2 protein-coding genes and 1 pseudogene are annotated in these 23209 nt (G+C 74.3%); all 3 read right to left on the bottom strand.

Annotation, left to right across the window (positions count from 1 at the left end; translation table 11 throughout):
• Position 1: 1 nt before the first annotated feature.
• The gene (locus ACZ60B_RS27590; RefSeq protein ID WP_469391568.1) at positions 2-391 is read right to left on the bottom strand and encodes an acyl carrier protein; all 390 of its coding nucleotides are present in this window, start codon (positions 389-391) and stop codon (positions 2-4) included.
• Positions 392-406: 15 nt separating this feature from the next.
• A pseudogene (locus ACZ60B_RS27595) lies at positions 407-8398 on the bottom strand (SDR family NAD(P)-dependent oxidoreductase); the annotation flags it as partial.
• 93 nt (positions 8399-8491) lie between these two features.
• Entirely contained in the window at positions 8492-23209 is a 14718-nt protein-coding gene (locus ACZ60B_RS27600; RefSeq protein WP_469391485.1) for an SDR family NAD(P)-dependent oxidoreductase, read from the bottom strand.

Consider the following 23209-nt stretch of genomic DNA (forward strand, 5'->3'; position numbering starts at 1 on the left):
CTCAGGCACCTTCCTCGGCGGTGAGCTGCTCCTGGAGGAACTCGGCGACGTAGGCGGGGGTGGGGTAGTCGAAGAGCAGCATCGGGCTGAGGGTGAGGCCGGTGGCCTCGACCAGCCGGTTGCGCAGTTCGACGGCGCTCAGGGAGTTGAAGCCGACCTCGAAGAAGGGGCTGTCGCCGTCGAGTTCGTCGTCGAAGCTCTCGTCGGGGTTCTGTTCGGTGCGGGCGGTCTCGGCCTGGGCGGTGACCAGGTCGACGAGGTGGGCGAGCTGCTCCGGTGCGGACAGTGCGGCGAGCCGGGCGACCAGGGCGTGCCGGGTCGCCTCCAGGGCGTCGGCGCCGGGGTCGGTGGCGGTCACCGTCTCGGGGGTGCTGATCGTCTCGGTGGTCACTGTGCCGGCCTCCAGCCAGTAGTCGCGGCGCTGGAAGGCGTACGTCGGCAGGTCCACCCGCCGTGCTCCCGTGAACAGCGCCGTCCAGTCGATGGGTACGCCCCGGGTGTGCAGCCCGCCCAGCGCGGTGAGCGCGCCCTGCGTGTCGGGGGCGTCGACGCGCAGGGCGGGGAGGAAGACGGCGCCGTCATCGCCGGCGTCCAGGCAGCCGGGGCCGAGCGCGGACAGCACCGCGGCGGGGCCGGCCTCCAGGAAGGTGGCCACGCCCTGGGCGCGCAGGGTGCGCACGGTGTCGGCGAAGCGGACGGCGCCGCGGGCGTGCCGGACCCAGTACTCGGGGGAGGTCAGCTCGTCCGAGGTCGCGGGCGCTGCGGTCAGGGTGGAGACGACGGGGATGCGGGGCTCGTTGTAGGTCAGCTGGGCGGCGACCTGCCGGAACTCCTCGAGCATCGGGTCCATCAGGGGCGAGTGGAAGGCGTGGCTGACGGTCAGTTTCTTCGTCCGGCGGCCGAGGTGGGCGAAGTGCGCGCCGATCGCCGCCGTCTGGGCCGCGGCGCCCGAAATGACCACGGACCGCGGCCCGTTGACGGCCGCGATACCCACCTCGCCGGTCAGCAGCGCCAGCACCTCGTCCTCGGTGGCCTGTAGGGCGATCATCGCGCCGCCGGCGGGCAGCGCCTGCATCAGCCGGCCCCGCGCGGCCACCAGCCGGGCCGCGTCCGTAAGCGACCACACCCCGGCGACGTAGGCGGCGGTGAGCTCGCCGATGGAGTGCCCGGCCAGGGCGTGCGGGCGCACGCCCCAGGACTCGTAGAGGCGGTACAGCGCCACCTCGGTCGCGAACAGCGCGGGCTGGGTGAACTCGGTGCGGTCCAGATCGCCCTCGCCCTCGAAGACGACGCCCTTGAGCGGGGCGGGCAGCTGCCGGTCGAGTTCGGCGGCGACGGCGTCGAAGGCCTTGGCGAAGACGGGATACGTCTCGTACAGCTCCCGTCCCATGCCCACGCGTTGGGCGCCCTGTCCGGTGAACAGCACCGCCAGGCGGCCCTTGGTGCGGCTGTTGCGGGCCACGCCCGGCAGCGAGCCCGTGCCGTTCTCGGCGAGGGCGCGGACCTTGGCGCGCAGGGTGGCCATGTCCTCGCCGACGAGCACGGCCCGCTCGTCGAAGGCGGTACGGGTCAGCGCGAGGGCTCCCCCGAGGTCGTACGGGTCGCCGGGGGCGCCTGCCGTGTCCAGGAAGGCGTCGAGCCGGGCGGCCTGGGCGCGCAGGGCGTCCGCGGTCTTCGCGGACAGGGCCCAGGCGACGGGTCCGGCGGCCCGCGGGGAGCCGGACCCGTCGGCGGGCTCTGGTGCGCTCTCCTCCAGCAGCACGTGCGCGTTGGTGCCGCTGATGCCGAACGAGGACACGCCCGCCCGGCGCGGGCGTCCTTCCTCCCGGGGCCAGGGGCGGGCCTTCGTGAGCAGTTCGACGGCGCCCGCCGACCAGTCCACCTTCGGCGTCGGCTCCTCCACGTGCAGCGTCTTGGGGAGTTGTTCGTGGCGCAGTGCCAGCACGGTCTTGATGACCCCGGCGACCCCGGCGGCGGCCTGCGCGTGCCCGATGTTCGACTTCAGGGAACCGAGCCACAACGGGCGCCCCTTGGGGCGGCTTTGGCCGTACGTCGCCAGCAGCGCCTGCGCCTCGATCGGATCGCCCAGGACGGTGCCGGTGCCGTGTCCCTCCACCATGTCCACGTCGGCGGGTGTCAGGCCCGCGTCGGCCAGGGCGGCCCGGATGACCCGTTCCTGGGAGGGGCCGTTGGGGGCGGTCAGGCCGTTGGAGGCGCCGTCCTGGTTGACGGCCGTACCGCGCACCACGGCGAGCACGCGGTGGTTGTTGCGGCGCGCGTCCGACAGCCGCTCGAGGAGCAGCACGCCCGCGCCCTCGGCCCAGTTGGTGCCGTCCGCCGAGGACGAGAAGGCCTTGATACGTCCGTCGGGGGCGAGCGCCCGCTGCGCCGCGAAGCCGACGTAGGCGTCCGGCGTGGCCATCACGGCGAGCCCGCCGGCCAGCGCCAGGGAGCACTCGCCGCCGCGCAGCGCCTTCACGGCCAGGTGCAGGGTGACCAGCGAGGAGGAGCAGGCGGTGTCCACGGTGACGGAGGGGCCGGTCAGGTCGTACAGGTAGGAGACCCGGCCGGACAGCACGCTGCCGGAGCGGCCCAGGCCCAGGAACGCCTCGACGCCGTCGGGGAGCGTGCGCACCCCGCTGGCGTAGTCGTGGTACATCAGGCCCGCGAAGACGCCGGTGTCGCTGCCGCGGACGGTGTGCGGGTCGATGCCGGCCCGCTCCAGCGCCTCCCAGACCAGCTCCAGCAGGATGCGCTGCTGCGGGTCGGTGCCCAGGGCCTCACGTTCGGAGAGCCCGAAGAAGCCGGCGTCGAAGGCGCCCGCGCCGTGCAGGACCCCCGCCTCCTTCACGTACGTGGTGCCGGGGTGGCCGGGCTCGGGGTGGTAGAGGCCCTCCAGGTCCCAGCCCCGGTCGGCGGGCAGGCCGGTGACGGCGTCGCGGCCGCCGGAGACCAGGTCCCACAGCTGCTCGGGCGAGCTGACCTGGCCCGGCAGCCGGCAGGCCATGCCCACGATGGCCACCGGCTCCCGGGTGGCGGCGTTGATGCGTTCGTTCTCCCGCCGCAGCCGCTCGTTGTCGGTGACGGACGCGCGCAGCGCCTCGACGAGTCGTTCGTCGGAAACAGTCATGATCTTCTCTCCCGGTCCGAGACCGAATCAGTGGGCCGCACCGCTCAGGGCGCGCGCCACGAGGCTCTCCACGTCCAGGCCGGCGATCAGCTCGTCCGCCGTCCCGGCCGGCGGGCCGGACGGTGCCGGCTGCTCGCCCCTCTCCTGCGGCGCCCTCGGCACCAGCGCCTCCTGCAGCCGCCGGGCGAGCGCGGTCGGCGTCGGGTGGTCGAAGACGAGGGTGGCGGGCAGCCGCACGCCGGTGCGGGCGGCGAGCTGGTTGCGCAGCTCGACCGCGGTCAGCGAGTCGAAGCCCAGGTCCTTGAACGCCTGGTCCTCGGCCACCTGGTCGGCCCCCGCCAGGCCCAGCACCGCGGCGGCCTGTTCGGCGACCAGGTCGAGCACAACCTGGTGCCGCTCCTGGGGCGCCAGCGCGCCCAGCCGCTCGGCGAGGGACTCCACCGCCCTGGCCCCGGCCGCCCCCCGTGCGGGCCTGCGCACCGGCGGGACCAGCGCCCGCAGCACGGCGGGTACGGCGTTGGGGCCGCTGCGGCCGCGCAGGGCCGCGAAGTCGAAGCGGGCCGCGACCAGCGCCGCGTGGGGGGCGTGCAGCGCGGCGTCGAAGAGGGCCAGCCCCTCGTCGCCGGCCAGCGCCCGCATACCGCTGCGGCTCATCCGCTCGCGGTCGCTGTGCGCGAGCGAGTCCTGCATGCCGCCGTCCTGCTCCCACACGCCCCAGGCGAGCGAGGTGGCGGGCAGTCCCAGCGAGCGGCGGTGCTCGGCGAGGGCGTCCAGGTAGGCGTTGGCGGCCGCGTAGTTGGCCTGGCCCGCGCTGCCGACGGTGCCGGCGAGGGACGAGTAGAGCACGAAGGCCGCCAGGTCCAGGTCGCGGGTCAGCTCGTGCAGATGCCAGGCGGCTTGCGCCTTGGGCCGGAACACCTTCTTAAGCCGCTCGGGGCTCTGGGCGGCGATCACACCGTCGTCCAGCACACCGGCCGTGTGCACGACCGCGGTCAACGGCCGCTCCACCGAGGCGATCAGAGCCCGCAGGGACTCACGGTCGGAGACGTCGCAGGCCTCGACGCGCACCACGGCACCCAGCTCACCCAGCTCCTGCACGAGTTCGGCCGCACCTTCGGCGGCGATACCCCGCCGCCCCGCCAGCAGCAGGTGTTTCACCCCGTGGGAGGTGACCAGGTGCCGGGCGAGGAGGGCGCCCAGGGTGCCCGTGCCGCCGGAGATCAGGACGGTGCCCTCGGGGTCGATGGGCCGGCCGGCCGGTGTGGCGGTGCCGCTGGCGCGGGCGAGGCGCAGGGCGGCGACCCTCGTGTCACGGATCACCAGTTGCGGCTCGCCCACGACGGCCGCGGCGGCGATCCGTCCCGGTGCGACACTGTCGTCGGCGTCGACGAGGACGTACTGTCCGGGGTTCTCCGTCTGGGCGGAACGCACCAGCCCCCATACGGCGGCGGCCGCGGGGTCGGCGGCGTCGGCGCCCTTGGTGCGCAGCACGAGGGTCGACTCGGAGCCGGCGGGCCAGGCCTGCACCAACTCAAGTGCGCGGCCGGCGAGTTCGAGGGCCCGGGCGGGCCCGTCCGCCGCCTGGGCCTCGGTGAGGTCGGCGATGACGACGGCGGGCAGGTCGCTTTCGAGCCCACCCAGGTCGGTGCCGGTCACGACGAACGGCACGTCCTCGGCGCCGACCGTCACGGGCGTGCGCTCGATGCGGAACAGGGCGTCGAGCGCACGGGAGACGCCGACAGTCTCGGGCGACAGCGGGCGGGTGACGAGGGTGCCGATCGAGGCGACGGGGGTGCCGGTGTCGTCGGCGATCTCCAGCTTGATGCCCTCGGCACCGGCCGGGGCCACCCGCACGCGCAGCGCGGTGGCGCCGCAGGCGTGCAGGGCCACCTGGTTCCAGGCGAACGGCAGCCGCGTCTGCCCGGTGTCCGCGCCGCACAGGACGCCAGCCTGGAGGGCCGCATCCAGCAGGGCGGGGTGGATGGTGAAGGCCCCGGGTTCCTGTCCGTCCGGCAGGACGACCTCGGCGTACACCTCCTCGCCTTGGGTCCATACGGCGCTCAGGCCCTGGAAGGCGGCTCCGTACTCCAGGCCGGCCGCACGCCGGCCCTCGTAGAACCCCTCGAGGTCCAGCTTCTGGCCGCCCGCGGGCGGCCAGAGCGAGAAGTCGAACTCCCCCGCACCGCCGGCTTGTTCGACGAGGGAGCCGGTCACGTGCCTTGTCCACGGCGACTGCGGGCCGGCGTCCTGGGCGAGCGAGTACAGGCTGACGCCGCGCCGCCCGTCCTGCAGTGCGCCCACGGCCACCTGGACGCGCACCCCGCCCGAGGCGGGAAGCACCAGCGGGGCCTCGATCACCAGCTCCTCGATGGTGCTCGCGCCCGCCTCGTCACCGGCCCGCACCACCAGCTCGACCAGGGCTGCGCCCGGGACGACGACCGTGCCGGCCACCGCGTGGTCCGCCAGCCACGGATGACTGCGCAGCGACAGCAGCCCCGTCGCCAGCACCCCGCCCGACTCCGGCAGCGAGGTGATCGCACCGAGAACGGGGTGGCCGGCGGAGGCGAGACCCAGCGAGACGGCGTCGGAACGGGTCTCCAGGGGGCGCAGCCAGTACCAGTCGCGCTGGAAGGCGTAGGTCGGCAGGTCGATGCGGCGCCCGCCCGGCGCGAGCGCGGCCAGGGCGGGGGTGACTTTGGCGGTGAAGAGCCGTCCGACGGCAGTCACCGCGGCCCGCGCCTCGGAGACGTTCGCGCGTTGGAAGGGCACGAACAACGTCCCCTCCGTGACGCATTCCTGCCCCAGCGCGGTGAGCACGCCGTCGGGGCCGGCCTCCACAAAGACGGTGACGCCCTGCTCGTGCAGCGCGGTGATGCCGTCGGCGAAGCGGACGGCGTCACGGACGTGGCGCACCCAGTACTCGGGCGAGGTCAGCTCGCCCGGGGCCGCAAGCCTTCCGGTGACGCCTGAGACGACACCGGTGTGCGGCTCGTGGTAGGTGAGCCCGGTAGCCACCTGCCGGAACTCCTCCAGCATCGGGTCCATCAGCACCGAGTGGAACGCATGACTCACCGTCAGGCGCTTGGTCTTGCGGCCCAGGGCGGCGAAGTGCGCACCGACCGCCTCGGCCTGCGCCTCGACGCCCGAGACGACTACGGATGTGGGTCCGTTGATGGCCGCGATACCCACCCCGCCGGTCAGCAGCGGCAGCACCTCCTCCTCACTCGCCTGCACGGCGATCATCGCGCCGCCCGCGGGCAGCGCCTGCATCAGCCGGCCCCGCGCGGCCACCAGCCGCGCCGCATCCGCCAGCGACCACACCCCGGCCACATGCGCCGCCGCCAGCTCACCGATGGAGTGCCCGGCCACGAAATCCGGCTTCACGCCCCAGGACCGCGCCAGCCGGAACAGGGCGACCTCGACGGCGAACAGCGCGGGCTGCGTGAACTCGGTGCGCTCCACATCAGCCGCACCCTCGAAGACGATGTCCTTCAGCGGGACGGGCAGGTGCCGGTCCAGCTCCGCCACCACCTCGTCGAAGGCGGCGGCGAACACCGGGTAGGTCGCATACAGCTCCCGCCCCATCCCGATGCGCTGGGCGCCCTGCCCGGTGAACAGCACCGCCAGCCGGCCGCCCGTAACCGCAGGCACCTGTCCGGACACCGCCCGCAGCCCGGCCACCGCCTCCTCGGGGGTGGCAGCCACCACCACCGCCCGGTGCTCCAGAGCCGCACGGCTGGTCGCGAGCGAGTACGCGACGTCCGCCAGGACGGGCCGCTCACTCTCCAGGTGATCGGCGAGCCGCTCGGCCTGCGCCTTCAGCGCGACGGCGGACCGGGCCGAGACCACGAACGGCAGCGGACCGGTGAACTCTGCTTCCTGCTGTGCGGGTTCCTCGGCCGGTGCTTCCTCGATCACCACGTGCGCGTTGGTGCCGCTCACCCCGAACGAGGACACACCCGCCCGCCGCACACGGCCCTCCTGCCGGGGCCACGCGCGCGCCTCGGTGAGCAGCTCCACCGCACCCGCCGACCAGTCCACCTTCGGCGTCGGCTCCTCCACGTGCAGCGTCCTGGGCAGCACCTCGTGCTCCAGCGCCATCACCATCTTGATCACGCCGGCGACGCCGGCGGCCGACTGCGCGTGTCCGATGTTCGACTTCAGGGAGCCCAGCCACAACGGGCGGTCCTCCGGCCGGTTCTGGCCGTAGGCGGCGATGACGGCCTGGGCCTCGATCGGATCGCCCAGGGCGGTGCCGGTGCCGTGCGCCTCGACCGCGTCCACGTCGGCCGGGGTCAGCCGGCCGTCGGCCAGGGCGGCCCGGATGACGCGCTGCTGGGAGGGGCCGTTGGGGGCGGTCAGGCCGTTGGAGGCACCGTCCTGGTTGACCGCCGTACCGCGGATGACGGCGAGCACGCGGTGGCCGTCGCGGCGCGCGTCGCAGAGGCGTTGCAGGAGCAGCAGGCCTGCTCCCTCGGACCAGTTGGTGCCGTCGGCGGCGGCCGAGAAGGCCTTCGCGCGGCCGTCCGGGGCCAGTCCGCGCTGGCGGGAGAACTCGATGAAGCCGTCGGGCGTGGCCATCACGGCGACGCCGCCCGCGAGGGCCATCGTGCACTCGCCGGTGCGCAGGGACTGCGCGGCCAGGTGGATGGCGACCAGGGAGGAGGAGCAGGCGGTCTCGACGGTGACCGCGGGGCCCTCCAGGCCGAGGGTGTAGGAGACGCGGCCCGAGGTGGCGCTGCCGGAGTTGCCGATGCCGAGCATGCCCTCGACGGACGGCGGGATGCGCTGCCCGATGGGGGCGTAGTCGTGGTGCATGACGCCGGTGAAGATGCCGATGCTCTGCCCGCCGAGGCCGGTCGGGTCGATGCCGGCGCGTTCGAAGGTCTCCCAGGAGGTCTCCAGCAGGAGCCGCTGCTGCGGGTTCATGGCGAGGGCCTCGCGCGGGGAGATCCCGAAGAAGCCCGCGTCGAAGGCGCCCGCGTCGTGCAGGAATCCGCCGTGGCGGGCGTAGGAGGTGCCGGCGTGGTCGGGGTCGTCGTCGAAGAGGGTGTCCAGGTCCCAGCCGCGGTTGGCGGGGAACTCGGTGATGGCGTCGGTGCCGTCGGCGACCAGCCGCCACAGGTCCGCCGGTGCGGTGACCTTGCCGGGGAGCCGGCACGCCATGCCGACGATCGCGATCGGCTCGTGCCGGGCGTCCTCCACCTCGCGCAGCCGGCCGTTGGCCCTGCGCAGGTCGGTGAGCGCCTTCTTGAGGTATTCGCGGAGCTTGTCCTCACTGCTGCGGGCGTCGTGTGCGGTGTCTGTGCTCATGTCTGTCGCTGTGTCCCTTCGCTGTGCGTGTGGTCCGCTTGCCGTCCGTCAGGACAGACCGAGCTCGTTGTCGATGAGGGCGAACATCTCGTCGTCGGAGACCGTCTCCAGGTCCACGTCCTGGTCCTCGTGGTGGTCGGGGTGGAGGTTGTGCCACTGGGCTGTGAGCGCCTTGAGCCGTTCGGTGACCAGCCGGGCCCGTTCGGCGGGGTCGGTGCCGTCGTCGGCGGGGCCGGCCGTCATCGCCCGCTCCAGGCGGTCCAGTTCGTGCAGGACGGACAGCGCCTCGGCGCTCTCGGGCTTGGCGGGGCGCAGGTGCTCCTGGAGGAGTTCGACCAGGGCGGCCGGCGTGGGGTGGTCGAAGACCAGCGTCGCGGGCAGCCGTACGCCGGTGGCCTCGGTGAGCCGGTTGCGGAACTCCACGGCCGTCAGGGAGTCGAAGCCCGCGTCCTTGAACGCCCGGGCGGCGTCGACGGTGGCCGGGTTGGCCACCCCCAGCACCGCGGCAACCTGCACCCGCACCACCTCGAGCAGCAGCTGTGCGCGCTCGGGCACGGTCCTGCCGGCGAGTCGCTGCAGGAGGCTCTCCCCGGCCGGTACGGCGGCGGCCTTGGCACTGCGGCGTGCGGAGGGCCGTACGAGGCCCTGGAGGATCGCCGGGACCGCACTGCCGTCCGAGGAGCGGGAGCGCAGGTCGGCCAGGTCGAGCCGGGCCGGTACGAGGAGCGCCTGGGTCGAGCCGAGCGCGGCGTCGAGCAGCGCCAGGGCCTCGGCGGTGGGCAGGCCCAGCATGCCGCCGCGCCTGCCGCGTTCGTGGTCGGTGCCGTCGAGGTGGGCGGTCATGCCGCTCGCCTCGGCCCACATGCCCCAGGCGAGGGCGGTGGCGGGCAGGCCCTGCGAGCGGCGCTGCTCGGCGAGGGCGTCCAGGTAGGCGTTGGCGGCCGCGTAGTTGGCCTGGCCCGGGTTGCCCAGGACGCCCGCTGCGGAGGAGTACAGGACGAAGGCGGCGAGATCCGTGCCCCGGGTCAGCTCGTGCAGATGGCGGGCGGCGTCCGCCTTCGGGCGGAACACCTTCTCAAGCCGCTCCCGCGACTGGGCGGCGATGACGCCGTCGTCGAGTACGCCCGCCGTGTGCACGATCGCGGTCAATGGCCGTTCCAGGGAGGCCAGGAGGGCTTGGAGTGCGGCCCGGTCGGAGGCGTCGCACGCCTCGATCCGCACCTGAGCGGCACCCAGCTCCTTCAGCTGTGCCGCGAGTTCGGCCGCCCCCTCGCTCTGCGGACCGCGCCGGCCCACCAGCAGCAGGTGCCGGGCGCCGTGCCTGTCGACCAGGTGGCGGGCCACCAGCCGGCCCAGCGTCCCCAGACCGCCCGTGATCAGGACGGTGCCCTGCGGGTCGAGTCCGCCGAAGGTGTCCTGGGCGGCCCTGGGTTCGCGGGTGAGCCGCGGCACGGTGGCCTCGCCGTCGCGCAGGGCGAGTTGGGGTTCGCCCGAGGCGAGGGCGGCCGGCAACCGGGCGGCGGACGCGTCGTCCAGGTCGACCAGGGCGATCCGGCCGGGGTTCTCGGACTGCGCGGTGCGCACGAGCCCCCAGACCGCGCCGCCCGCCGGGTCGCTCACGTCGCGGACCGCGCCGCGGGTGACGACGGCGAGCCGGGAGCCGTCCAGGCGCGGTTCGGCCAGCCAGGCCTGCAGGACGTCGAGCGTGCGGGCCGTCGCCTCGAAGGCACTGTTGCCGTGCGGCAGTTCCAGCAGCAGCCACTTCGGCGCGGACGCGGCCAGTGCGCGTACGGCGGCCCCGTCGGCGACGGCGACCGGAGCCGGCCGGTTTGCGGTGGCGGGCTCGGGCAGCGCGATGGGGTTCCAGGACACGCGGTAGAGGTGCTCGTGGTCCGGGACACCGGCCGTGGCGAGTTGCCCGGCGGCCACCTCGCGCATGGTGAGGGCGCCGATGGCGGCGACGGGGGCGCCGGTGTGGTCGGCGATGTCCAGGGTGAGTTGGTCGGTGCCGCTGCGGGTTGCGCGCACGCGCAGTGCGGTGGCGCCGGAGGCGTAGAGGGACACCTCGTTCCAGGCGAACGGCAGCCGGGTCGTCCCCGGGGCCGGGTCGCCGCTCGCCGGGAGCAGTCCGCTCGTCTGCAGGGCGGCGTCCAGGAGGGCGGGGTGGATGCCGAAGCCTTCGGCGGACTGCCCCTCGGGCAGCACGACCTCCGCGTACACCTCTTCGCCCCGGGTCCACACGGCCCGCACGCCCTGGAAGGCGGGCCCGTAGGCGTAACCGGCGTCGAGCTGGCGGTCGTAGAACCCGTCGACGGCGACCTGCTCCGCCTGGGCCGGCGGCCACTGGCCGAGGTCGAAGCCGGCGTTTGGGGCCTGCTCGGTGAGGAAGCCGGTGACGTGCCGCGTCCACGGTGTCTGCGGTCCGGCGTGCTGGGGGGCCGAGTGGACGGTGACCGGTCGTCGGCCGAGTTCGTCGAGGGCCGCCACCGACACCTGCAGGCGTACGCCGCCGCTCTCGGGCAGGACCAGCGGCGCCTCGACGACCAGCTCGTCGACGGTGCTCGCGCCCGCCTCGTCACCGGCCCGCACCACCAGCTCGACCAGGGCGGCGCCCGGGACGACGACCGTGCCGGCCACCGCGTGGTCCGCCAGCCACGGATGGCTGCGCAGCGACAGCAGCCCCGTCGCCAGCACCCCGCCGCCGTCGGGGAGTGGGGCGAACGCCCCCAGGAGCGGATGGTCCGCGCCGCTCAGCCCCAGCGACGAGGCGTCGCCCGCCTGGCCCCGGTCCTGCGGCCAGTACCATTCGCGCTGGAAGGCGTAGGTCGGCAGCTCGACCCGGCGCGTTGCGCTGCCCGCGAAGAGCGCGGCCCAGTCGACCGCGCGCCCCGCGCAGTGCAGCGCGCCCAGCGCGGCCAGCGCGGACTCGGCCTCGTCGCGTCCGCGCCGCAGCAGGGTCGCGAGCCGGACGTCGGCGCCGTCGAGGATCTCCTGCGCGAGGGCGGTGAGCACGCCGTCGGGGCCGGCCTCCACAAAGACGGTGACGCCCTGCGTCTGGAGCGAGGTGATGCCGTCGGCGAAGCGGACCGCGTCGCGGACGTGGCGCACCCAGTACTCGGGCGAGGTCAGCTCGCCCGGGGCCGCAAGTCTTCCGGTGACGCCTGAGACGACACCGGTGTGCGGCTCGTGGTAGGTGAGGGTGGCGGCCACCTGCCGGAACTCCTCCAGCATCGGGTCCATCAGCACCGAGTGGAACGCGTGACTGACGCTCAGGCGCTTGGTCTTGCGGCCCAGTTCGGCGATGACACGGGCGACGGACTCCGCAGGTCCCTCCTCGCCCGAGATCACCACGGAGGCGGGCCCGTTGACCGCCGCGATACCGATGCCGTCGGTCAGCAGCGGCAGCACCTCCTCCTCACTCGCCTGTACGGCGATCATCGCGCCGCCCGCGGGCAGCGCCTGCATCAGCCGGCCCCGCGCGGCCACCAGCCGGGCCGCGTCCGCCAGCGACCACACCCCGGCCACATGCGCCGCCGCCAGCTCGCCGATGGAGTGCCCGGCCACGAAGTCCGGCTTGACGCCCCAGGACTGCGCCAGCCGGAACAGGGCGACCTCGACGGCGAACAGCGCGGGCTGCGTGAACTCGGTGCGCTCCAACGCCTCCGCATCGCCGAGGACGACCTCCTTCAGCGGCCTGGGCAGGTGCCGGTCCAGTTCCGCCACGGCCTCGTCGAAGGCGGCGGCGAACACCGGGTAGGTCGCATACAGTTCCCGCCCCATCCCGATGCGCTGGGCGCCCTGTCCGGTGAACAGCACCGCCAGCCGGCCGCCCGTAACCGCAGGCACCTGTCCGGACACCGCCCGCAGCCCGGCCACCGCCTGCGCACGGTCCGCGGCGACGACCACGGCACGGTGCTCCAGAGCCGCACGGGAGGCGACCAGCGAATGGGCGACGTCCGTCAGGACAAACTCCTCGCTGTCCAGGTGGTCGGCGAGCCGCTCGGCCTGCGCCTTCAGCGCGACGGCGGACCGGGCCGAGACCACGAACGGCAGCGGTCCGGTGAACTCCCCCGCCGGCGCGGCGGGTTCCTCGGCCGGTGCTTCCTCGATCACCACATGCGCGTTCGTCCCGCTCACCCCGAACGAGGAGACGCCCGCGCGGCGCACCCGGCCCTCCTGCCGGGGCCACGCGCGCGCCTCGGTGAGCAGCTCCACCGCGCCCGCCGACCAGTCCACCTTCGGTGTCGGCTCCTCCACGTGCAGCGTCCGGGGCAGCACCTCGTGCTCCAGCGCCATCACCATCTTGATGATGCTCGCCACGCCGGCGGCGCCCTGCGAGTGACCGATGTTGGACTTCACGGAGCCGAGCCAGAGGGGATCGCGGTCGTCGCGGTCTTGTCCGTAGGTGGCCAGGAGCGCCTGGGCCTCGATCGGATCGCCCAGCGCGGTGCCGGTGCCGTGCGCCTCGACCGCGTCGACGTCGGCCGGGGTGAGGTGTCCGTCGGCGAGGGCCTGGCGGATGACGCGCTGCTGGGAGGGGCCGTTGGGGGCGGTCAGGCCGTTGGAGGCGCCGTCCTGGTTGACCGCCGTGCCGCGCACCAGGGCGAGCACGGGGTGGCCGTTGCGGCGTGCGTCGGAGAGTTTCTCCACCAGCAGGACGCCGACGCCCTCGGACCAGGCGGTGCCGTCGGCGGCGGCCGAGAAGGCCTTGACGTGGCCGTCCGGGGCCAGTCCGCGCTGGCGGGAGAATTCGACGAAGGTGTCCGGCGTCGCCATGACCATCGCGCCGCCGGCGAGGGCCATCGAGCACTCGCCGCTGCGCAGCGCCCGTACGGCCATGTGCAGGGCGACCAGCGAGGACGAGCACGCGGTGTCGACGCTGAGGGAGGGGCCCTCCAGGCCGAGGGTGTAGGAGACGCGGCCGGAGGCGACGCTGCCCGCGGTGCCGGTCAGCCTGAGGCCCTGGAGTTCCGCGGGCGCCTGCTGGAGGCGGACGGTGTAGTCGTGGCTGATGAGGCCGGTGAAGACGCCGGTGTCCGAGCCGCGCAGGGTGGCCGGGTCGATGCCCGCCCGTTCCAGGGTCTCCCAGCTGACTTCGAGGAGGAGCCGCTGCTGGGGGTCCATGGCGAGGGCCTCGCGCGGGGAGATCCCGAAGAAGCCCGCGTCGAACTCGCCGACGTCGTGCAGGAACGCGCCGCGGTCGACGTAGGACTTGTCGACGGCGTCCGGGTCCGGGTCGAAGAGGGTGTCCAGGTCCCAGCCGCGGTTGTCGGGGAAGGCGCCCATGACGTCGAGGCCGTCGGCGACCAGCCGCCACAGCTCCGCCGGGCCGGTGGCTCCGCCGGGGAAGCGGCAGCCCATGGCGACGATCGCGATCGGCTCATCGGTCTGGGGCGTCGCGGTGGCGCCCTGGGCGGGCGTCGTGCTCGCGGCCGGCCGGTCACCGTCGTCGAGGCCGAGTTGGTCGTGCAGGTGGCCGGCCAGGGCGGCCGGCGTGGGGTAGTCGAAGACCACGGTCGCCGAGAGCTTGACCCCGCTCGCGGCCGAGAGCCGGTTGCGCAGTTCGACGGAGGTCAGCGAGTCGAAGCCGGTGTCCTTGAAGGCGCGTTCGCCGTCGATGGCGTGGGCGGCCGAGTGCCCCAGGACGGTCGCCGCCTGGGTGCGGACCAGGTCGAGCAGATGCAGCTCGCGCTCTTGGCGGGACAGCACCGTCAGCTCCTGGCGCAGCGAACCCTGCGCCGCGGCATGCGCCTTCGCACTCTGCCGGCCCTGTCGTACGAGACCGTGCAGCAGCTGCGGTACGGCCTGGCTCGCGGCCCTGGACTGCAGGCCCGCCAGGTCGAGGCGGGCCGGGACGAGCGTGGCCTGGGGCGAGCGCAGAGCGGCGTCGAAGAGGGCGTTGCCCGTCTCGGCGGTGATGCCGAGCATGCCGTCGCGCTGGTTGCGTTGCAGGGCCGCGGTGTCCAGCGACCCGGCCATGCCCTCGGACCACATGCCCCAGGCGAGCGAGGTGGCGGGCAGTCCCAGCGAGCGGCGGTGCCCGGCGAGGCCGTCCAGGTAGCCGTTGGCTGCCGCGTAGTTGGACTGGCCCGGGTTGCCGAGGACTCCGGCCGCCGAGGAGTACACGACGAAGGCCGCCAGGTCCAGGTCACGGGTCAGCTCGTGCAGGTGCCAGGCGGCTTGCGCCTTCGGCCTGAACACCTTCTCCAGCCGCTCGCGTGACTGGGCGGCGATCACACCGTCGTCCAGCACACCGGCCGTGTGCACGACCGCGGTCAACGGCCGCTCCACCGAGGCGATGAGCGCCCGCAGGGCCTCCCGGTCGGAGACGTCACAGGCCTCGATGCGCACCTGGGCTCCCGATTCGGCGAGTTCCGCGAGGAGTTCGGCCGCGCCTTCGGCGGCGGTGCCCCGCCGGCCCACGAGCAGCAGATGCCGTATCCCGTGCGAGGTGACCAGGTGCCGGGCGATCAGTCGGCCCAGTGTCCCCAGACCGCCGGTGATGAGCACCGTTCCCTCGGGGTCGAGGGTGCGCGGCACGGTCAGGACGACCTTGCCGATGTGGCGGGCCTGGCTGACGTGGCGGAATGCCTCGGGGGCCTTGCGGACGTCCCAGGCCCGGACCGGCAGCGGGGTCAGCTCGCCCCGTTCGAAGAGGGTGAGGAGTTCGGTGAGGATCTCCTGGACCCGGTCCGGCCCGGCCTCAACGAGGTCGAAGGCCTGGTAGGCGACGCCGGGGTGGGCGGCGGCCACCTCGTCGGCGTCGCGGATGTCGGTCTTGCCCATCTCCAGGAAGCGTCCCCCCCGCGGCAGCAGGTCGAGGGAGGCGTCGACGAACTCGTGGGCCAGGGCGTCGAGTACGACGTCCACGCCCCGCCCGTCGGTGGCCGCCAGGAAGCGCTCGCGAAAGTCGAGGGTGCGGGAGTTGCCGATGTGCGGTGCGTCCAGGCCGTTCGCGCGCAGCGCGTCCCACTTGCCCAGGCTGGCGGTGGCGAACACCTCGGCGCCGGCGTGGCGGGCCAGCTGGACGGCGGCCATGCCGACGCCGCCCGCGGCGGCGTGCACCAGCACGGACTCGCCGGCTTGCAGCCCGGCCCGGTCGAACAGGCCGTAGTACGCCGTGCTGAAGACGATCGGCACGCCGGCCGCCTGCTCGTACGTCCACCCGGCGGGCATCCGTACCAGGTGGCGGTGGTCGGCGAGCGCCTGGGGGCCGAAGCCGTCACGCAGCAGGCCCATCACCCGGTCACCGGGGGCGAGCGAGGTGACGCCGGGGCCGATCTCCAGAACAACGCCGGCGCCCTCGCCGCCGAAGTGGGCCTTGCCCGGGTACATGCCGAGCGCGATCAGCACGTCACGGAAGTTCAGGCCGGCCGCCCGTACGGCGATGCGGACCTCTCCCTCGGCGAGCGGCTCGCGGACCTGGGGGCTGGGCAGCAGCGCCAGGTTCTCCAGGGTGCCGGCCGCGGTGACGTCGAGGTGCCAGGCGTCGGTGCCGGCCGGGACCGTCAGGGTCTGGGAGGCGGCGGCGCGGGCCAGCCGGGGCGTGCTCGCGCGGCCCGCGCGGACGGCCAGTTGCGGTTCGCCGGTGGCCAGGGCGGCGGGCAGCGCGTCGCGGGAGGCGGGGTCGTCGTCGATCGCGGCCAGGACGATGCGGTGGGGGTTCTCGGACTGGGCGGAGCGCACCAGGCCCCAGATCGCCGAGGCGGCCGGATCGGCGAGCGGGTCACGGGTCAGCACGACCAGCCGGCCGTTAGCGCCGCCGAGGTGGGCCTGCACGACGGCGAGCACCCGGCCGGCCAGTTCGAGGGCGCCGTCGCTGTCGTCGGCGCCGGGAGCGGTGAGGTCGACGACGGCGTCGTCGAGGTCCGCCGTCACCATCTGGTCGGCGGGTGCGGTCAGCGGCATCCAGTCGATGTGGAACAGCGAGTCGGCAACCGGTGTGCGCGCGGCGCTGAGTTGGTCGCCGGAGACGGGCCGCAGCACCATCGCCCCGATGTCGGCCACGGGCTCGCCGCTGGGGTCGGCGAGGCTCAGCGAGACGCCGTCGGTGCCGGAGGCGACCGCCCGCACGCGCAGCGCGCTCGCGCCGCCGGCGTGCAGGGCCACCTGGTTCCAGGCGAACGGCAGCAGAATCTGCCCGGTGCCGGCCTCCTGCCCGGGCAGGAACATCGTGCTGTGCAGGGCGGCGTCGAGCAGCGCGGGGTGGAGGGCGAAGTGGTCGCCGGTGAGCCCCTGGGGGAGCTCGACGTCGGCGAAGATCTCGCCGCCGCGCCGCCAGATGTGCTTCAGGTTCTGGAAGGCGACTCCGTACTCCAGGCCGGCCGCGCGCCGGCTCTCGTAGAACCCGTCGAGGTCCAGCTTCCGGGCGCCCGGGGGCGGCCAGAGCGTGAAGTCGAACTCCCCCGCCTCTCCGGCCTGTTCGACGAGGGAGCCGGTCACGTGCCTTGTCCACGGCGACTGCGGGCCGGCGTCCTGGGCGAGCGAGTACAGGCTGACGCCGCGCCGCCCGTCCTCAAGTGCGCCCACGATCACCTGGACGCGCACCCCGCCCGCGGCGGCAAGCACCAGCGGGGCCTCGATCACCAGCTCCTCGATGGTGCTCGCGCCCGCCTCGTCACCGGCCCGCACCACCAGCTCGACCAGGGCTGCGCCCGGGACGACGACCGTGCCGGCCACCGCGTGGTCCGCCAGCCACGGGTGGCTGTGCAGCGACAGCAGCCCCGTCGCCAGCACCCCGCCCGACTCCGGCAGCGGGGTGATCGCACCGAGAAGGGGGTGCTGCGCTCCGGCGAGTCCGGCGCCCAAGACGTCCGCGCTTGGGCCCACGTCCTGCAGCCAGTACCGCTCGCGCTGGAAGGCGTAGGTCGGCAGGTCGACGCGGCGCGCGCCGGTGTGGGCGAAGAGGGCCTCGGCATCCAGGGCGACGCCGTACTCGAAGAGCCGCCCGAATGCGGTGACGACGCAGCGCGGTTCGGCGTCGCCGCCGCGCAGCAGGGTGACGAAGGCGGTGCCTGCCGGGTCTGTGACGATGCCCTGGGCGAGGGCGGTGAGCACGCCGTCGGGGCCGGCCTCCACAAAGACGGTGACGCCCTGCGTCTGGAGCGCGGTGATGCCGTCGGCGAAGCGGACGGCGTCGCGGACGTGGCGCACCCAGTACTCGGGCGAGGTCAGCTCGCCCGGGGCCGCAAGTCTTCCGGTGACGCCTGAGACGACACCGGTGTGCGGCTCGTGGTAGGTGAGGGTGGCGGCCACCTGCCGGAACTCCTCCAGCATCGGGTCCATCAGCACCGAGTGGAACGCGTGACTCACCGTCAGGCGCTTGGTCTTGCGGCCCAGGGCGGCGAAGTGCGCGCCGACCGCCTCGGCCTGCTCCTCGACACCCGAGACGACTACGGAGGCGGGCCCGTTGATGGCGGCGATACCGATGCCGCCGGTCAGCAGCGGCAGCACCTCCTCCTCACTCGCCTGCACGGCGATCATCGCGCCGCCCGCGGGCAGCGCCTGCATCAGCCGGCCCCGCGCGGCCACCAGCCGCGCCGCGTCCGCCAAAGACCACACCCCGGCCACATGCGCCGCCGCCAGCTCGCCGATGGAGTGCCCGGCCACGAAGTCCGGCCTGACGCCGAAGGACTGCGCCAGCCGGAACAGGGCGACCTCGACGGCGAACAGCGCGGGCTGCGTGAACTCGGTGCGCTCCAACGCCTGCGCATCGCCGAGGACGACCTCCTTCAGCGGCCTGGGCAGGTGCCGGTCCAGTTCCGTCACGGCCTCGTCGAAGGCGGCGGCGAACACCGGGTAGGTCGCATACAGCTCCCGCCCCATGCCGATGCGCTGGGCGCCCTGCCCGGTGAACAGCACCGCCAGCCGGCCGCCCATAACCGTGCTGTCCTGGCCCGCGGCGAGCGAGCGCAGCCCGGCCACCGCCTCGGGCAGGTCACCTGCGACGACGCAGGCGCGGTGCTCCAGTGCCGCGCGGGAGGTGAGCAGGGAGTACGCGGCGTTGGCCAGGGCGGGCCGCTCACGCTCCAGGTGGTCGGCGAGCCGCTCGGCCTGCGCCTTGAGCGCGACGGCGGACCGGGCCGAGACCACGAACGGCAGCGGACCGGTGAACTCCCCCGCCGGCGCGGCGGGTTCCTCGGCAGGTGCTTCCTCGATCACCACGTGCGCGTTGGTGCCGCTCACCCCGAACGACGAGACGCCCGCGCGGCGCACACGGCCCTCCTCGCGGGGCCAGGGGCGTGCCTGGGTGAGGAGTTCGACCGCGCCCTTGGACCAGTCGACGTGCGGGGTGGGCTCTTCGATGTGGAGGGTCTTGGGCATCTCCTCGTTGCGCAGGGCCATGACCATCTTGATGACGCCGGCAACGCCGGCGGCGGCCTGCGCGTGTCCGATGTTCGACTTCAGGGAGCCCAGCCACAGCGGGCGGTCCTCCGGCCGGTTCTGGCCGTAGGCGGCGATGACGGCCTGGGCCTCGATCGGGTCGCCCAGGGTGGTGCCGGTGCCGTGCGCCTCGACGACGTCGACGTCGGTGGAGGCCAGCCGGCCGTTGGCGAGGGCCTGGCGGATGACGCGCTGCTGGGAGGGGCCGTTGGGGGCGGTCAGGCCGTTGGAGGCGCCGTCCTGGTTGACGGCCGTGCCGCGCACCAGGGCGAGCACGGGGTGGCCGTTGCGGCGTGCGTCGGACAGTTTCTCCAGGAGGACGACGGTGACGCCCTCGGACCAGGCGGTGCCGTCGGCGGCGGCCGAGAAGGCCTTCGCGCGGCCGTCGGTGGCCAGTCCGCGCTGGCGGGAGAACTCGATGAAGACGCCGGGAGTCGGCATCAGGGCTGCGCCGCCGGCCAGGGCCATCGTGCACTCGCCGCTCTGCAGGGAGCGGACGGCGAGGTGCAGGGCGACCAGGGAGGAGGAGCAGGCGGTGTCGACGGTGACCGCGGGGCCCTCCAGGCCGAGGGTGTAGGAGACGCGGCCGGAGGCGACGCTGCCGGCGATGCCGATGCCGATGTAGCCCTCGGTGCCTTCGGGGACCTGCTGGATGTTGCTGCCGTAGTCGTGGTGCATGAGGCCGCTGAAGACGCCGATGTGCGCGCCGCCCAGGCCGCTGGGGTCGACGCCGGCGCGTTCGAGGGTCTCCCAGGAGGTCTCCAGCAGCAGGCGCTGCTGGGGGTCCATGGCCACGGCCTCGCGGGGGGAGATCCCGAAGAAGGCGGCGTCGAACTCGGCGATCTGCGCAAGGAATCCGCCGTGGCGGGTGTAGGAGGTGCCGGGGTGGTCGGGGTCGGGGTGGTGCAGGCGTTCCAGGTCCCAGCCGCGGTCGTCGGGGAATTCGCTGATGGCGTCGGTGCCGTCGGCGACCAGCCGCCACAGTTCCTCGGCGCTGGCCACGCCGCCGGGCAGCCGGCAGCCCATGGCGACGATCGCGATCGGTTCGTCGGACGCGGCGCTCTGTGCCGCTTCGGCGGCGGGCTCCTCCTCCTCGTCGTGCAGGCCGGTCAGCAGGCGGCGCAGCTGGGCGGCGACGGCGGCGGGTGTGGGCCGGTCGAAGGCCAGGGTGACGGGCAGTTGCAGACCGGTGGCCTCGGTGAGCTTGTTGCGCAGTTCGACGGCGGTGGCGGAGGTGAAGCCGAGTTCCTTGAAGCTGCGGCCGGCATCGAGGGCGGCCGCTCCGGCGATGGCGCGGACCTGTTGGGCCACCAGCTGAAGCAGGTGGCGCTCCTGCTCGGTGTCGGTGAGGCCGGTGAGGTGGGCGCGCAGGGTGTCCGTGGCGTGTGCGTCGGGGGCGGCGGTGCGCGGGGTGTCGATGAGGTCGGCCAGGAGGGCGGGCACCTCGCGGTCGCCGAGTGCGCCGGCGTCGGGCCGCAGGAGGGCCAGTTGGGGGTGGGCGACGGTGTGCGCGGCGTCGAACATGGTGAGCGCCTGGGGCACCGACAGGGTGCGCACGGGCCAGGGCAGGTGGTGGGCGGTGTGGTCGGTGTCCGGCGTGGCGGGTGCGGTCTGTGACACGGGTCCCAGGGTCAGCGAGAGCGCGGGCAGGCCGCGGGCGTGGCGGTGGCCGGCGAGGGCGTCGAGAGCCGCGGCGGCGGCAGCGGCGCCCGGGTGGCCGGGGGTGCCGGTCAGGCCGTGGGCGGGGCTGACCGTGATGAACGTGGCGACCATGGAGTTCTTGGTCAGCTCGTGCAGGGTGAGGGCGCCCTGGAGGGCGCGGCGGCGGCCCTGGCGGGTGTCGAGGTCCTCGTGGCCGGCGGTGTGCACGATCGCGGTGACGGGGGCGGCGGCCCGGGCGATCAGTTTGGCGAGGACCTTGCGGTCGGCAATGTCGCAGGTCTCCAGGTGCAGGTCGGTGCCGGCGCGGGCGAGTTCGTCGCGCAGGTCGGCGTGGGATCGGCCGTCCTGGCCGGCCAGCAGGATGCGGCGGGCGCCGTAGACGGCGGCGAGGTGGCGGGTGAGGTGCTCGGCGATGACCGGGTCGGTGCCGGTGACCAGGACGGTGCCGCTGGTGTCGGGCAGGCCGGTGCGGCGCGCGCCGGTGGCGGCGTGGGCGCTGCCGACGGCGGCGGCGCGTACCAGCCGGGGGCGCAGGACGACTCCGTCGCGCACGGCGCTCTGCGGTTCCCGGGAGGCGACGGCCAGGGCGAGGGCGGCGGCGAGCCGGGGCGCGTCGTCCTCCTCGTCGGCGCCGAGGTCGATGAGGGCGAACCGGCCGGGGAAGTCGCTCTGGTAGGTGCGCACGAGCCCCCATGCGGCGGCGTGGGTGAGGCCGTCGAGGGCGTCGTCGGGGCCGGTGGCGACGGCGTCGCGGGTGGCCAGGACGAGCGGCAGGCGGGCGGTGCGCGGCTCGGCGAGCCAGCCGTCGAGTGCCTGGCCGAGCCGGGCGGCGAGCGCCTCGATGCCCTCGGTGCGGCCGGCCGGGCCGGTGCCGTGCACGTCGCCGAGCAGCAGGACGGCGGTGTCGGGGGCCTGGGCTCCGGCGGCGAGGTCCTCCACCAGGGCGTCGAGGGCGTCGATCCCGGCGAGCGCGTCGACGTCGGCGAGGTCGGCCAGGCCGCCCAGGGAGAGATGGGTCTCGACACTGTCGCCCCGCTCGCGCAGGGCGGCGGTGAGGCGGCTGCCGTGGATGTCGCCGGCCAGCGCCCAGCGGCCGCTTGCCGGCTGCGGGGCGGGCACCGAGGGCAGCGGCAGCCAGTCGGTGCGCAGGAGGGCCTGGTAGCGGCCGTCGCCGGAGGCGCGCAGCCGGGCCGGGCGGCCGAGCAGGACATGCCGCATGATCTTGCCGGAGGCGGTGCGGGGGATGCGGTCGATCTCGTACAGCTCCTCGGGGATCTTGTAGTAGGCCAGGTGCCGGCGGCAGGTCTCGAAGAGGCGCTGGAGGTCGACGCCCTGGGGGCCGGGGACGAGGAAGGCGACCGGGACCTCGCCGAGCACCTCGTGGGGCCGGCCCGTGACCGCCACGTCGGCGACGCCGGGGACGGTGCGCAGGACCTCCTCCACCTCGCCGGGGTGGATGTTCTCGCCGCCGCGGATGATCAGTTCCTTGATGCGGCCGGTGACGGTGAAGTAGCCCTGCTCGTCGCGGCGGGCCAGGTCGCCGGTGCGCAGCCAGCCGTCCTGCAGGGCGGCGGCGGTGGCCTCGGGCTGGTTGTGGTAGCCGACCATGACGCTGGCGCCCTTGACCCAGACCTCGCCCTCGGCGCCGGCCTCGACGTCCAGGCCGCTGTCGTGGTCGACGAGCCGCACGTCCAGGCCGGGCACGGGCAGCCCGCAGGAGCCCTCGACGCGGGCGCCGGTGGGCCAGTTGATGGTGATGGAGCCGCAGGTCTCGGTGGAGCCGTAGGCGTCCAGCAGCGGGGCGCCGAAGACCTCCTCGAAGGAGCGGCGCAGCTCGGCGGTGGTGACGGCCCCGCCGACCAGGCACATCCGCAGATCGGGCGCGGTGAAGTCGCCGGCCTTCGCGGCCTGCACGAGGTAGTGGTACATCGTCGGCACGCCCGCCAGGAACGTCGCCCGTTCCTCGGTCACGGCGTCGAGGATCTCCTGCGCGGAGAAGCCGTCGACGATGCGGGCGGTGGCGCCCACGGCCGTCACGGTCAGCACGCAGACGATGTGGGCGAGGCTGTGGAACAGCGGCAGCGGCCAGACCAGGCGGTCCTCGTGGGTGAGGCCGGGTATCGGGGCGTAGCAGGCGGCCACCGAGGTCAGGCAGTTGCGCTGGGTGGACAGCACGCCCTTGGGGCGGCCGGTGGTGCCGGAGGTGTAGAGCATCCAGGCGACGTCGTCCAGGCCGAGGTCGTCGCGGGCGGGCTCGGCCGGTTCGGTCGTGGCGAGCTGCTCGAAGGAGACGGTGCCGGCGGGGGCGGGCCCCTCTCCGGTGACGAGGACCTTCAGGTGCGGGCGGTCCTTGACCAAAGGGGCGACGGTGTCCAGGAGGGCGGGCTCGGTGATCAGGACCCGGGCGCCGCTGTCGGTGAGGAGGTGGGCGAGTTCGGGCTCGGTCAGCCGGGGGTTGAGGGGGACGCCGACGGCTGCCGCCCGGGTGATCGCCAGGTAGCTCTCGACGAACTCCACGCTGTTGCCGTGCAGGATCGCGGCCCGGTCGCCGGGCTGCAGCCGCAGCGTGGCCAGGTGGCCGGCGAGCCTGCGGGTGCGCATCTCCAGTTCGGCGTGGGTCACGGCGCGGGTGGCGTCACGGTAGGCGATCTTCGCTCCGAAGCGATCGGCGTTCGCCCTCAGCAGCTGGGGCACCGGCCGGATCAATTCGGTTCGCAGCAT

The organism is Streptomyces sp. NPDC104096 (genome assembly GCF_055584385.1).

Coding starts and splice junctions, on each gene's coding strand:
- ACZ60B_RS27600 (WP_469391485.1), bottom strand. CDS start 23,209: ATGCTGCGAACCGAATTGATCCGGCCGGTGCCCCAGCTGCTGAGGGCG.